The organism is Pseudomonas sp., from assembly GCF_030698175.1.
GTDB lineage: Bacteria > Pseudomonadota > Gammaproteobacteria > Pseudomonadales > Pseudomonadaceae > Aquipseudomonas.
The window spans coordinates 1-14,052 of the sequence record NZ_JAUYNT010000017.1; the positions used below are offsets into that span (position 1 = coordinate 1).

At 61.4% G+C, this 14,052-nt stretch carries 11 protein-coding genes; 7 read left to right on the forward strand and 4 right to left on the reverse strand.

Features of this window, described 5'->3' with window-relative positions; all coding sequences use genetic code 11:
* The first annotated feature begins 768 nt into the window (after positions 1 to 768).
* From Q8R10_RS07835 to Q8R10_RS07865, 7 genes are all read left to right on the forward strand, one after another.
* Positions 769 to 1,932 carry a type III PLP-dependent enzyme gene (locus tag Q8R10_RS07835; RefSeq protein ID WP_305652618.1) on the forward strand — a complete coding sequence of 388 codons (1,164 nt, stop codon included), beginning with the start codon at positions 769 to 771 and terminating at the stop codon, positions 1,930 to 1,932.
* A 229-nt stretch (positions 1,933 to 2,161) separates the two neighbouring features.
* On the forward strand, positions 2,162 to 4,387 hold the full coding sequence (locus Q8R10_RS07840) for a TonB-dependent siderophore receptor (protein ID WP_305652620.1): 2,226 nt from the start codon (positions 2,162 to 2,164) through the stop codon (positions 4,385 to 4,387).
* A gap of 69 nt (positions 4,388 to 4,456) precedes the next feature.
* The gene (locus Q8R10_RS07845; RefSeq protein ID WP_305652622.1) at positions 4,457 to 5,140 is read left to right on the forward strand and encodes a Fe2+-dependent dioxygenase; all 684 of its coding nucleotides are present in this window, start codon (positions 4,457 to 4,459) and stop codon (positions 5,138 to 5,140) included.
* A 21-nt stretch (positions 5,141 to 5,161) separates the two neighbouring features.
* Positions 5,162 to 7,522: a sulfite reductase flavoprotein subunit alpha gene (locus Q8R10_RS07850; protein ID WP_305652624.1), complete on the forward strand. Its 2,361-nt coding sequence runs from the start codon at positions 5,162 to 5,164 to the stop codon at positions 7,520 to 7,522.
* Positions 7,523 to 7,658: 136 nt separating this feature from the next.
* On the forward strand, positions 7,659 to 8,411 hold the full coding sequence (locus Q8R10_RS07855) for a 5-oxoprolinase subunit PxpA (protein WP_305652626.1): 753 nt from the start codon (positions 7,659 to 7,661) through the stop codon (positions 8,409 to 8,411).
* Between the two features lie 42 nt (positions 8,412 to 8,453).
* Positions 8,454 to 9,134: a 5-oxoprolinase subunit PxpB gene (pxpB, locus tag Q8R10_RS07860; protein WP_305652628.1), complete on the forward strand. Its 681-nt coding sequence runs from the start codon at positions 8,454 to 8,456 to the stop codon at positions 9,132 to 9,134.
* Positions 9,131 to 10,063: a biotin-dependent carboxyltransferase family protein gene (locus Q8R10_RS07865; protein ID WP_305652630.1), complete on the forward strand. Its 933-nt coding sequence runs from the start codon at positions 9,131 to 9,133 to the stop codon at positions 10,061 to 10,063. Before pxpB ends, Q8R10_RS07865 begins: the two co-directional genes overlap by 4 nt.
* Positions 10,064 to 10,153: 90 nt before the next feature.
* Here Q8R10_RS07865 and Q8R10_RS07870 read toward each other — a convergent pair whose 3' ends face one another.
* Genes Q8R10_RS07870 through Q8R10_RS07885 form a run of 4 tightly spaced genes read right to left on the reverse strand, consistent with a single transcriptional unit; the run spans position 10,154 to position 14,036 of the window.
* Entirely contained in the window at positions 10,154 to 11,125 is a 972-nt protein-coding gene (locus Q8R10_RS07870; protein ID WP_305652631.1) for a peptide ABC transporter ATP-binding protein, read from the reverse strand.
* Positions 11,125 to 12,093 carry an ABC transporter ATP-binding protein gene (locus Q8R10_RS07875; protein WP_305652632.1) on the reverse strand — a complete coding sequence of 323 codons (969 nt, stop codon included), beginning with the start codon at positions 12,091 to 12,093 and terminating at the stop codon, positions 11,125 to 11,127. The genes Q8R10_RS07870 and Q8R10_RS07875 overlap by 1 nt, the downstream gene beginning before the upstream one ends.
* 10 nt (positions 12,094 to 12,103) lie before the next feature.
* Complete coding sequence (locus Q8R10_RS07880) at positions 12,104 to 13,015, reverse strand: ABC transporter permease subunit (protein ID WP_305652634.1); 912 nt, start codon at positions 13,013 to 13,015, stop codon at positions 12,104 to 12,106.
* A gap of 10 nt (positions 13,016 to 13,025) precedes the next feature.
* Positions 13,026 to 14,036: an ABC transporter permease subunit gene (locus Q8R10_RS07885; RefSeq protein ID WP_305652636.1), complete on the reverse strand. Its 1,011-nt coding sequence runs from the start codon at positions 14,034 to 14,036 to the stop codon at positions 13,026 to 13,028.
* Between the last annotated feature and the right edge of the window lie 16 nt (positions 14,037 to 14,052).

The window sequence follows — 14,052 nt, forward strand, 5'->3', positions numbered from 1 at the left end:
AGGCGCAGGACGCAGGTAATGGTTATTCCCTTGCCAAGTCCTGCAACAACAGCGGGGGCCATTTCTCGCGCAACCCGAAGGGCCGGGCCTGTTTTTGCGCGAGGCGGCGTTTCTCGTCGCTCATTTGGAACAACCAAACCACGCTCCCGTGTGACCCACATGGATGTGGGAAATGCAGCAAGCCCGCCGGGAGCGGGCGCTGCCCTTGCCTCGCGCAAAAACAGGCTCCGGCGCGGCCGTGAATGAAACGGGAACAGACCCTAGCCAAGCGGCGGCCGGTGAGCAGGCCAATAACGCTGGAATGTGCAGCATTTTATAGCGCTATGTTTTATATCTAAAACAGTCAAGTGCTAAATCGACTAATTGACCTTGGAGTGGCAGTTTTTGATTGATCTAGAGGGCTCATGTGCCTAAAGTTCGCGCCCGAACGCTCATGCTGGAAACGATCCATGCGGCTCAAGTACTGACGACGAGAGGTCTCTGGCCACCAGGCCGAGTGAAAACGTAGCGAGCGAAGATCAGGCAAGGCAAGTCCCGGCGAGAAAGCGGAGTTTACTTCTGTAAATGAGCATTTCGAGCCGGGGCTTAACGCAGCATGATCGAGCGCAGTAGTTTTCACTTGGTCTGGCCATTGATTCTCGGCGACATGCCTTGGGAAGTAGGCGAACCAAAGTGGGGATACAGATACAGGCGTTCGCGGCTTCTTAACTGAAGTCACCCCTTTCGAGCACGGTTAGCCGTGTGTTTTGCCCATTTGGAGTGCCCAGCATGTCGATCAAGATCGAAGACTACTACCCGCTCGCAACCTTCAACAAAATGAAGGCCTTTGCCGATAAGCACGAAACCCCGTTCGTGGTCATCGATACCGCCATCATCAGCCAGGCCTATGACGACCTGCGCGCCGGTTTCGAGTTCGCCAAGGTCTACTACGCAGTTAAAGCCAATCCGGCCGTCGAGATCATTGACCTGCTCAAGGACAAAGGCTCGAGCTTCGACATTGCCTCTATCTACGAGTTGGACAAGGTCATGGATCGCGGCGTTAGCCCGGATCGCATCAGCTACGGCAACACCATCAAGAAAGCCCGCGATATTCGCTACTTCTTCGACAAGGGCGTACGCATGTTCGCCACCGACTCGGAAGCCGACCTGCGCAATATCGCCAAGGCCGCGCCGGGTGCCAAAGTTTATGTGCGCATCCTCACCGAAGGCTCGACCACCGCCGACTGGCCGCTGTCGCGCAAATTCGGCTGCCAGACCGACATGGCCATGGATCTGCTGATTCTGGCCCGTGACCTGGGCCTGGTGCCTTACGGCCTGTCTTTCCACGTTGGCTCGCAGCAGCGCGACATCAGCGTGTGGGACGCGGCGATTGCCAAGGTCAAGGTGATCTTCGAGCGTTTGAAAGAAGAAGATGGCATCGTCCTCAAGCTGATCAATATGGGTGGTGGCTTCCCGGCCAACTACATCACCCGCACCAACAGCCTGGAAACCTACGCCGAGGAAATCATCCGCTTCCTTAAAGAAGACTTCGGCGACGACCTGCCGGAAATCATCCTCGAACCGGGCCGCTCGCTGATCGCCAACGCCGGCATTTTGGTCAGTGAAGTGGTGTTGGTGGCGCGTAAATCGCGCACCGCCGTCGAGCGTTGGGTGTATGTCGATGTGGGCAAGTTCAGCGGTCTGATCGAAACCATGGACGAGTCGATCAAGTTCCCGATCTGGACCGAGAAAAAAGGCGAGATGGAAGAAGTGGTGATCGCCGGGCCAACCTGCGACAGCGCCGACATCATGTACGAGAACTACAAATACGGCCTACCACTGAACCTGGCCATCGGTGACCGCATGTACTGGTTGTCGACCGGCGCCTATACCACCAGCTACAGCGCGGTGGAATTCAACGGCTTCCCGCCGCTGAAGTCGTTCTTCTTGTAAGCGCTAACTCTGCGTAATAAAACCCCAGCTTGCTGGGGTTTTTGCGTTGTACGCACGGAGAATTGCTGGCGCTGTTGCCGAGCCGAGCTGCCGTGCTGCGGTCTTAATAGTGGGGTTGCAAAAAGTTCCCCTAAGCAAGAAATTATTTTGCAATATTTCGTAAATAGTTCACACATAGCATTAATTCTCAAATAGAATCGCGCCGCATTCTTAATTGAGATTAATTCCTATGTTCCCTAAAGCCTTCTCTTCCAGTCTGCCGCAGCGTCGTTTGCTGGCCACCGCCATCGGCTTAGCCATCGCCTCCGTCGGTAATTTTGCCATGGCGGCCGAGTCGAAAACCGCGCTGCAACTCGACAGCCTGACCGTGGAAGGTAAAGCAGATAAAGGAAAAAGCTATAAAGTCGAACAGGCGTCATCGACCAAGTACACCGCCACGCTGCTGGACACCCCGCAGACCATTACCGTGATCCCTGAAGCGGTGATCAAGGAGCAAAATGCCCTGAGCCTGCGTCAGGTGTTGGGCAACGTGTCGGGTATTACCTTCGGGGCTGGTGAAGGTGGCGCCTATGGCGACAGCATCAACATTCGCGGTTTCAGCGCCACCAACAGCATCATGCTCGATGGTCTGCGCGACAGCGCCAACGTGACTCGTTCGGACATGTTTAATCTGGAGCAGGTCGAGGTGGTCAAGGGCCCTAGCTCGGTTTATGCCGGTGCCGGTGCCACCGGTGGCTCGATCAATATGGTCAGCAAGGCGCCGAGTCTGCGCGAGTTCAATCATCTGCAGGCGGGGATCGGCACCGACGGCTACCAGCGTCTGGCGGCGGATATCAATCATGAGCTGGACGGCATCGAGGGCGGTGCCTTTCGTCTCAATCTGATGGCCCATCAGAACGATGTGGCCGGCCGCGAGCAGATCGACTACGAGCGTTGGGGTATCGCGCCGTCCGTTAGCTTTGGCCTGGGCACGGCGCAGCGCCTGACCCTCAGCTACCTGCATCAGTCCGACCAAAACCTGCCGGATTACGGCTTGCCGGCCATCAATGGCAAGGTGTTAAATGGGGTCGACCACGAGGCTTATTTTGGCTTGAAGAACCTCGACACCGAAGAGGTCGATGTCGATGCCTTTACCCTCAAGTACGAGCACGATTTCAATGAGCTGCTCAGCCTTAGCAGCCTCAGCCGCTACAGCGAGACGGATAACCGCAGCGTCACCAGCAGCAGTTATGTGCAAACCAAGGGTGCCGGTATCGGCCCCGGTCAGTTCAAGTTCCGCAGTAATACTGGCAACGGCCGCGACACCACCACCAAGCTGGCGATCAATCAGACCAACTTGCTTTGGAACTTCAGTAGCGGCTTTATCCAGCATGCGCTGGTGACCGGCATCGAGGTCTCGCGGGAAACCCTCGAGCGCACTGGCTTCAGCAACAATCTCGACGGCAGCAAGGTCTACGATCTGGCCAATCCGCCGGGCTATTACGCTGGGACGCACTACAAGAGCGATATTTCGGCGCTGGACACCGAGCTGACCGACCGTGCGCTGTACGCCTTCGACACCTTGTCGTTGAGCGAGCAGTGGGATCTGAGCCTGGGCCTGCGCTATGAGCACTACCAGGGCCGCAACGATAGTTCGGACTATGTGAAGAAGACCCGCACCGAGCTTGAGTCCACCGATGAGGTGCTCAGTGGGCGTGTCGGCCTGGCCTACAAGCCGGTCGAAAATGGCACTGTGTATGTGGCCTGGGGCAACTCCTTCAACCCTTCGGCGCAAAACTTGGCCACCTCCGGCGGCCTGACCAAGGGCACCGAAGCGCTGGACCCGGAAGAGAACGACAGCTGGGAGCTGGGCACCAAGTGGGAGTTGCTGGATCAGCGCCTGGCGGTCAATGCCGCACTGTTCCGGATCGATAAAACCAATGCGCGCGAGAAGCTGGAAGACGGCACCTACGAGCTGCAGGGCGAGCAACGGGTAGAGGGTTTCGAGCTGGGCGCTTCGGGCAAGATCACCGACAAGTGGCAAGCGTTTGCCTCCTACACCCAGCTGCGTAGCGAAGTGCTCAAGGCCGCACCGGGCAAAACCGAGGTGCAGGTGGGGCAGGCGCTGGCCAATACTCCGCCGCGCAGCTTTAGCCTGTGGACCACCTACCAGCTGCCGGCGGATGTCGAGATCGGTTACGGCGCGCAGTATGTCGATGAGCGCAACGTGGCCGTGTCCACCGCCGATACCGTACCGCAAGCCAGTCGCGGCAAAATCGATGGCTATTGGGTGCATGGCAGCATGCTCAGCTACGCCGTCAATAAAGAACTGGACCTGCAGTTGAACGTCAACAATCTGTTCGACGAGGAGTACTACGACCGAGCGCGCACTAACAGTGGCACCACTACCACCTCGGGCGGCGTGATTCCGGGTGATGGTCGCAGCGCCGTGTTGACCGCTAACTACGCCTTTTAAGACTTCAACCCGCGTTAACCGAAGCCCCGCCCACCCGGCGGGGCTTCGGCATATCAGGAGTTTGATCCGATGATGTTACGTATCCCCGGGGTGCTCAGCCCCGTACAGGTCGCCGAGTGCCGCCAATTACTGCAGCAGGCGCAGTGGGTGGATGGCAAGGTCACGGCCGGTTTTCAGTCGGCCATGACCAAGGACAATCTGCAATTGCCGCAAGACTGTCCGCAGGCGCAGGCCATGGGCGCGATGATTTTGCAGGCGCTGAGCCACAATCCGCTGTTTATCTCGGCGGCCTTGCCGGCCAAGGTTTTCCCGCCGCTGTTCAACTGCTATCAGGGCGGCCAGTCGTTTGGTTTGCATGTGGATAACGCCGTGCGTGAAGTACGCGCCACCGGCGAGAAGATCCGCACTGACCTGTCGGCCACGCTGTTCTTTACCGATCCCGATGAGTATGAGGGCGGCGAATTGCTGGTGGAAGACACCTACGGCGCCCACAGCGTTAAACTGGCGGCCGGCGATTTGATTCTCTATCCGTCCACCAGCCTGCACCGGGTCAATCCGGTTACCCGTGGCGCACGGGTCTGCTCGTTCTTTTGGCTGCAGAGCATGGTCCGCGACGACGGCCAGCGCAGCCTGCTGTTTGATCTCGATAGCAGCATCCAGCAGGTCAATCGCGACCTCGGCGCCGGCCATGCCAGCAGCGTGCAGTTGACCGGCGTTTATCACAACCTGCTGCGGCGCTGGGCGGATGTTTAAACACTGGCGCAAGGAGCTCGTGTGTTAAAGAAAACGCTGTTTCAGCTGCATTGGCTGCTGGGCATCAGTGCCGGCCTGGTGCTGGCCCTGATGGGCGTGACCGGCGCCCTGTATGCTTTCGAGGGCGAGATCATGGGCGCCCTCAATCCCCAGGTGTTGCGGGTCGAGGTGCGTGAGTCAGGCATTCTGCCGCCGGCCGAACTGGTGGGCAAAATCGAGGCCGCGCAGGATAAAAAGGTTTCCGGCTTGTGGGTCGATACGCAGGCCGACAGCGCCGCGCGGGTGTTCTTTACTCCGCCGGCCGGCGAGCGCCGTGGGCCGATGCGCTTCTTCGATCCCTACAGCGGCGAGCTGCTGGCCGAACCCAGCGGCAAGGCCTTCTTCGAGCTGATGCTGCAACTGCACCGTTTTCTGGCTATGGGCGATTCGGGCAAGCAGATCACCGCCGCCAGCACCCTGGCGCTGGTGTTTTTTTGCCTGTCTGGACTGTACCTGCGCTGGCCACGCCAGGCCTTGAACTGGCGCGCCTGGCTGACTTTGGATTGGGCGAAGAAGGGCCGCGCCTTTAATTGGGATCTGCATGCGGTGGCCGGCACCTGGTGCCTGGCGTTCTACCTGTGCGCCAGCCTGACCGGGCTGTATTGGTCCTACGACTGGTACCGCGACGGTATGACCCAGTTGCTCAGCGATGCACCGGCCGGCAAGCCCGGCGAGCGCCGCGGCGGCCGTGAACCCGCGCCCGCCGGGCCACCGCCGAGTGTCGACTACCAAGCCATCTGGCACAGCCTGCAAGATGCCGCCGGGCCACAACTGGTGGCCTGGAACCTGCGCCTGCCAGTGGTGGCCGGTGCGCCTGCGACTGTGGCCTATCTGCTCAAGGATGCCGAGCATCCGCGCGCGCTAAATCAGCTCCGGCTCGACCCGCTAAGCGGCCAGGTGCGCCGCCATGAGCGCTATGCCGACAAGAGCTTCAAAGCCCAGTTGCTCGCCAGCGTCTATGCCCTGCATGTGGGCGAATACTTCGGCCTGCCAGGACGCATCTTGATGGCTCTGGCCAGCCTCAGCCTGCCGCTGTTCTTTATCACCGGCTGGCTGCTGTACCTGGATCGGCGGCGTAAGAAACGCGCTTTGCTGGCGGCCAAAAAAACCGTGATGGCACCGGCTGCGGGGACCAATTGGCTGATCGGTTTTGCCAGCCAAAGCGGCTTTGCCGAACAGCTGGCCTGGCAAACTGCCGGGCAGTTGCAGGCTGCCGGGATTGCCGTGCAGGTCAGCCCTTTGGCGCGACTGAGCGCCACCATGCTGACCGAGGCCGAGCGGGTGTTGTTGGTGGTCAGCACCTTTGGCGATGGCGAGGCGCCGGACAGTGCCCGTGGTTTCGAGCGCAAGCTGCTGGGGCAAACCCTGGGTTTGGCCCATCTGCGCTACGCCATGCTGGCCCTGGGTGATCGCCAGTACGCGCAGTTTTGCGGCTTTGCCAGCCGCGTGCAGCACTGGCTCGGCGAGCAGGGGGCGCAACCGCTGTTTGGCCACGTCCAGGTCGATAATGGCGATGCGACGGCCATCGCGGCCTGGCAGTTGCAGCTGTGCGAGTTGACCGGCGCGGCCTTGCCAGTCGCGCCGGTGCAGGCTTTCGCTGCCTGGCAGCTGCTGGCCTGTGATTGCTTGAACCTCGGCAGCAGCGGCGCGCCGACCTTTTTACTGCGGCTGCAACCGCCCGCCGGCAGCGACTGGCAGGCCGGCGATGTGCTGGAGGTGCTGCCAGGCAACAACCCGCAACTGGGTGTGCGCGACTATTCGATTGCCTCCTTGCCCAGCGATGGCGTGCTGGAATTATTGGTGCGCCAACAGCGCGGCAGCGATGGCGCGCTGGGGCTGGGTTCTGGCTGGTTAACGGCGCAAGCCCAGGTCGGCGCCACGCTGGCGGCGCGGGTGCGGCGTAACAGTGGTTTTCATCTGCCTGCAGATGCGCGGCCACTGATTTTGATCGGCAATGGCACCGGGCTGGCGGGCCTGCGCAGCTTGCTCAAGGAGCGCATCGAGGCGGGGCAGACGCGCAACTGGTTGCTGTTTGGCGAACGCCATGCCGTTCACGACTTTTACTGGCGCGATGAGTTGCAGGGCTGGTTGGCCTCTGGCGAGTTGGCGCGACTGGACCTGGCGTTCTCGCGCGAGCAGGCCGGCAAGCTGTATGTGCAAGACCGTCTGCGCATGGCCGCCGAACAGCTACAGCGCTGGGTCGTGCAGGGTGCGGCCATCTATGTCTGCGGCAGCCTGCAGGGCATGGCCGGCGAGGTCGACAACGTGCTGCGCGACGTGCTCGGCAGTGCGCAGGTGGAGGCCTTGCAGGAGAGCGGCCGTTATCGCCGCGATGTTTATTGAGTCGTGCTGACCTGGCCGCCGGCAGGACCGTAGGGTGGGCTTCAGCCCACCCTACAACGGCGTCATAGGTCGTTGGCGACCAGCCATTTACATCCTCCCCTTTGCGCCACGCCCAAGCCGCTCTAAGCTTGCAACCATGAATAGAATCTTGTTGAACTGCGACATGGGTGAAAGTTTCGGTGCCTGGCAAATGGGCGACGATGCCCATGCCATGCCGCTGGTGGATCAGGCCAATTTGGCCTGCGGCTTTCATGCCGGCGACCCGCTCACCATCCAGCGCAGCGTGACCCTGGCGGTTAGCCATGGGGTGAGTATTGGCGCCCATCCCAGCTATCCCGACTTGCAAGGTTTTGGCCGCCGGCATATGACCTGCACTGCCGCCGAAGTCAGTGCTCTGCTGCTTTATCAACTGGGCGCGCTGGATGGTTTTTGCCGGGTGGCCGGCACCCAGTTGGCCTACGTAAAACCCCATGGCGCGCTGTATAACGACCTGCTCAGCAGCGACGAATTGCTCAGCGCCGTGTTGCACGCCTGCGCCGCTTTTCGCCCCGGCTTACCGCTGATGCTGCTGGCCCGTGGCGACAATCAGCGTGAGCGGCAATTGGCCGACGAGGCCGGCGTGCCGCTGTTGCTGGAGGCTTTTGCCGATCGTGCCTATCTGGCCGATGGCCGTTTGGCACCGCGCACTCAGGCGGGCGCGGTGCATGACGACAGTGCGCAGATTTTGGCCCAGGCCCTGGCCATCGCCCAAGGGCAGCCCTTTGCTGCCATTGACGGCACACCGTTGCAACTGCGCGCCGACAGCCTCTGTGTGCACGGCGATCACCCGCAAGCGCTGGCGCTGTTGCGGCGTTTGCGCGCCTTGCTGGATGCGCGTCATGGGGCCTAGCAGCGAGCGCGGGGCGCAGCGTCGCCTTGGGTTGGAGAGCCTATGATCCGCATCGAACCAGCCGGCGCCGAGTCCTTGTTACTGGTGTTGGCCGAGCAGCCGGACGAAAATTTACCCCTGCGGATCACCGCGCTGGCCGAGCAAATACGCCAGCGCTTGGGCGTGCAGTTGATCGACCTGGTGCCGGGCTGGACCAGCCTGCTGCTGCACTACGACTTGTTGCTGATCAATCATCAACAGCTGATCGAGCAACTCACCCCCTTGCTCGAAGCCTGGTTGCAGCAGCCCGCGCCCGTGCTGGCCAGTGCGCGCTTGCACGAATTGCCGCTGTGGTACGCCGGCGAAGATTTATCCGCCGTCGCCCAGGCCTGTGGCTTGACTGAGGCGCGGGTGATTGAGTTGCACTGCGCTACCGAGTACCGCGTCGGGGTGATAGGTTTTGCTCCGGGTTTTGCCTACCTGGGCGAATTGGATGCGCGCCTGGCTTTGCCGCGCCGCAGCACGCCGCGCAGCCTGGTGCCGGCCGGCAGCCTGGCGATTGCTGAGCGGCAAACGGCGATTTATCCGCAAGCTTCCCCCGGTGGCTGGCACTTGCTGGGGCGTTGCCCGTGGCGCTTGTTTGAACTGCAGGCCAGCCCGCCGTGTCGCTTGGCGGTGGGGGATCGGGTGCGTTTTGTGCCGGTCGATCAGCACACCTATCTGGCCGAAGGCGGTGTCCGGTGACTGGCCTGCAGGTGCTCCAACCCGGTCCTTTAAGCCTGCTGCAAGACGGCGGGCGCTTTGGCTGGCAGCACCTTGGGGTGTCGCCGGCCGGGCCACTGGATCTGTCGGCGGCGGCCTGGGCCAATCACTTGCTCGGCAACCACTGGGGCAGCCCGTTACTGGAAGTGGCCCTGGGCGGCCTGACGCTGCGCAGCCAAGTGGATACCTGGGTGGCGGTGTGCGGGGCGGATCTGCCGATCAGTGTCGATGGCCTGCCGCGCCCGAACTGGTCGCGGTTTGCCCTGCATGCCGGCCAGCAACTGCACCTGGGGTTTGCCCGCAGCGGCCAGCGCGCGTATCTGGCGGTGGCCGGTGGTTTTACTGCGCCGCCGCAACTGGGCAGTGTTGCCACCCAGCAGCGCGAGGGCATTGGCGGCCTGCATGGCGATGGTCGGGCGTTGCAAACCGGCGACCTGCTGCGCTGTGCCAGTGCGGCGTTGGCCTGTGTGGCCAGTGTGCCGTGGCGCTATATCCCCGACTATCAACAGTTAGCGTTGTTGCGGGTGATTACCGGCGGCGATGCCCTGAGCTTTAACGAGGATCAACTGCAAAGTTTTTTTGCCCAACACTGGAGCCTCAGCCCGCAGTCCAACCGCATGGGCGCACGTCTGTGCGGGACGCCGCTGCTTGCACCGGCATTGCTGCCGGCGCGGCAATGGTCGCAAGGGGTCAGTAGCGGGGCGATTCAAGTGCCCGGCGACGGCCAGCCGATCATTCTGATGGCCGACCGGCAAAGCATGGGTGGTTACCCGCTGCTGGGCTGGTTGCACCCGCTGGATCTCGGCCGTTTGGCGCAAGTGCCGGCCCACCATGAAGTCGGCTTTACCGCCATCAGCCTGAGCGATGCCCAGGCGGAGTTGCGCTGCTTTTATCGGTTTTTTCGCGGTTGAGCCGCCGAAACCTATGGTGGGTTACGGCGCGCACCGCCCTCCAGCATGGCCAAACTAACGCGGACTGCGCGCCTAACCCACCCTACTGGGTTAGCCATTAATCTGCTCAGCATGGTGGCAGGCTACTTGCCGTGCTTCGAGCAGGCGCAACACCGGTGTTTGCTGACTGCAGAGCGGCGTTGCATGCCGGCAACGCTGGTGAAAGGCGCAGCCGGTGGGCGGGTGGAGCGGGTTGGGGAGCTCGCCGTGCAGCTGGATTTTTGGCTTGCTGGGGTCTGGGTGGATGCTCGGGGTGGCCGACAGCAGTGCTTGGGTATAGGGGTGCAGGGGGCGGCTGTAAATCAACTCTTTCGGGCCCATTTCCACCGGCTCGCCGAGGTACATCACCAGCACCTGATCGGCCACATGGCGCACCACTGCGAGGTTGTGGGAGATAAACACATAGGCGGTATTGAACTCGGCCTGCAGGTCCATAAACAGGTTGAGCACCTGGGCCTGGATCGACACATCCAACGCCGAGGTTGGTTCATCGGCCACCAGTACCTTGGGTTGCAGCATCATCGCCCGTGCCAGGGCGATGCGTTGGCGCTGACCACCGGAGAACATGTGCGGGTAGCGCTGGTAATGTTCGGGGCGCAGGCCGACCTGCTGCATCATCAGCTGGACTTTCTCGCGGCGCTCGGCAGCAGACAGCTTAGTGTTGATCAGCAGTGGTTCAGCGAGTTGGTCGCCGATCTTCTGCCGTGGATTCAGCGAGGCGTAGGGGCTTTGGAACACCATCTGCACGTCTTTGCGCAGTTGCTTGCGTTCAGCCTTGTTGGCGCCGCTGACTTCCTGTCCGGCGATTTTCAGCGAGCCGGAGGAGGGCTCTTCGATCAATGTCAGGGCGCGGGCCAGGGTTGATTTGCCGCAGCCGGATTCGCCGACGACAGCGAGGGTCTTGCCGGCTTCCAGTTCGAACGATACGCCGTTGAGGGCGCGAACCAGGGCGGTGCCTTTGAACAGGCCACGGGAGACTTCGTAGTGACGGGTAAGGTCGCGGGCGGTGAGAACGACGCTCATTACGCCACCTCCTGATTCAAGGGGTAGAAGCAGCGGGTGAGGCTGTTGGCTTTAGGGTCGAGCCCCGGACGTTGCTGGCGGCAGTTGTCTTGCACATAGGGGCAGCGCGGCGACAACAGGCAACCTTGCGGACGGTCATAGCGACCGGGAACTATGCCCGGCAATGTCGTCAGACGTGCTGAACCCAGGCTGTGTTCCGGGATGGCCTTGAGCAGTGCTTCGCTGTACGGGTGCGCCGGAATGTCGAACAGCTGGGGAACCTGACCGACCTCTACCGCTTGGCCGGCGTACATCACGCAGACGCGCTGGGCGGTTTCGGCCACCACGGCCAGGTCGTGGGTGATCAGCACCATGCCCATGTCGCGCTCTTGTTGCAGGTTGAGCAGCAGCTGCATGATCTGCGCCTGAATCGTCACGTCCAGGGCGGTGGTCGGTTCGTCGGCGATCAGCAGTTTCGGCTCGCCGGCAATCGCCATGGCAATCGCCACGCGCTGGCTCATACCGCCAGACAATTGATGCGGGTAAGCATTCATACGGCTTTCGGCGCCGGGGATTTCGACTTTTTCCAGCAGTTCAATGGCGCGCTTGCGGGCTTGCTTGCTGGACATCTTCAAATGCAGGCGCAGCACTTCTTCGATCTGAAAACCCACGGTGTAGCTCGGGTTCAGCGCGGTCATTGGGTCCTGGAACACCATGGCCAGGTCTTTGCCGACAATGCGTCGGCGCTGGCGGGCGCTGAGCTTGAGCATGTCTTTGCCGTCGAAGACCAGGGAGGCGGCGGTGACGATGCCGGGGTGCTCGATCAGCCCCATCAGCGCCATCATGGTCACGGACTTGCCGGAACCCGATTCGCCCACGATGGCCAGCACTTCGCCCTTATCCACGGACAGGTCGAGGCCGTCGACCACCGGGATGGCATTGGCGTCGCCGAAGCGAACGTTGAGATTCTTGATTTCTAACAGTGACATTTGAATCTCCTCAGGCGGCGTTCTTGAGTTTCGGGTCCAGCGCATCGCGCAGGCCGTCGCCCATCAAGTTGATTGCCAGCACGCTGAGCAAAATGGTCAAACCAGGCAGGCTCACCACCCACCAGGCGCGTTCGATGTAGTCGCGAGCCGAAGCCAGCATGGTGCCCCACTCAGGGGTTGGCGGTTGTACGCCAAGGCCGAGGAAGCCCAGTGCCGCAGCATCGAGAATCGCCGCGGAGAAGCTCAAGGTCGCCTGAACGATTAGCGGTGCCATGCAGTTGGGCAATACGGTGATGAACATCAGGCGTGGCAGGCCGGCACCGGCCAGGCGTGCAGCCGTCACGTAGTCGCGGTTCAGTTCGCCCATCACCGCAGCGCGGGTCAGACGAACGTAGGCCGGGAGGGACACCACCGCGATGGCAATCACGGTATTGATCAGGCCAGGGCCGAGGATGGCGACAATCGCCACCGCCAGCAGCAACGATGGCAGGGCCAGCATGATGTCCATCAAACGCATGATGGTCGGGCCAAGCAGGCGCGGGAAGAACCCGGCGAACAGACCCAGCATGATCCCCGGGATCAGCGACATGACCACTGATGACAGGCCGATCAGCAGCGACAGACGAGAACCCTGGATCAGACGCGACAGCAGGTCGCGACCGAGTTCGTCGGTGCCGAGCAGAAACTGCAGCTGCCCACCTTCCAGCCAGGCGGGCGGCGTCAGCAGGAAATCGCGGTATTGCTCGCTCGGGTCATGTGGCGCGACCCACGGGGCGAACAGCGCGCAGAAAACCACCAGGGTCATGAACAGCAGGCCGGCGACGGCGCCCTTGTTCTTGGCGAAGGCTTGCCAGAACTCTTTGTACGGGGACGGATACAGCAGGCTTTGATCGACTGCTACGCAGGATGTTGGAGTACTCATTCGTAGGGTCTCAGCGCTGGTGACGGATGCGTGGGTTTGCGAAGCCATAAAGAATATCCACTACAAAATTGACCAGAATCACCAGGCAGGCGATTAGCAATATGCCGTTTTGCACCACTGGGTAGTCCCGGGCGCCAATGGCTTCGATCAGCCATTTACCGATGCCGGGCCAGGAGAAGATGGTTTCGGTCAGCACCGCACCGGCCAGCAGGGTGCCGACTTGCAGACCGACCACGGTCAGTACCGGAATCAGCGCGTTACGCAGGCCATGGACGAACACCACGCGCGCCGGCGACAGACCCTTGGCCCGGGCGGTGCGGATGTAGTCTTCACGCAGCACTTCGAGCATCGAAGAACGGGTCATCCGGGCGATCACCGCCAGCGGGATGGTGCCGAGCACGATGGCCGGAAGAATCAGGTGATGCAGGGCGTCGAAGAAGGCCCCGGTGTCATCGGCCAGCAGGGTATCGATCAGCATGAAGCCAGTGCGCGGCTCGATGTCGTAGAGCAGGTCGATTCGCCCGGACACCGGGGTCCAGCCCAGGTTCACCGAGAAGAACATGATCAGGATCAGGCCCCACCAGAAGATCGGCATCGAATACCCCGCCAGGGAGATGCCCATCACCCCGTGGTCGAACAGAGATCCTCGCTTGAGTGCGGCGATCACTCCGGCCAGCAGCCCGAGGATACCGGCGAACAACAGAGCGGCCATGGACAGTTCCAGGGTCGCGGGGAATAGAGAGCTGAACTCGCTCCAGACGCTTTCACGGGTACGCAGGGATTCGCCAAGATCGCCCTGGGCCAACTTGCCGATGTAGTCCAGGTATTGGGCATACAGCGGTTTGTTCAGGCCAAGGCGTTCCATTGCCTGGGCGTGCATTTCGGGGTCGACCCGACGTTCGCCCATCATCACTTCCACGGGGTCGCCAGGGATCATGCGAATCAACGCAAACGTCAGCAAGGTGATGCCGAAGAATGTTGGGATCAATAACCCCAGTCGGCGGGCAATAAAACTAAACATCGTGTGGTGTACCTCA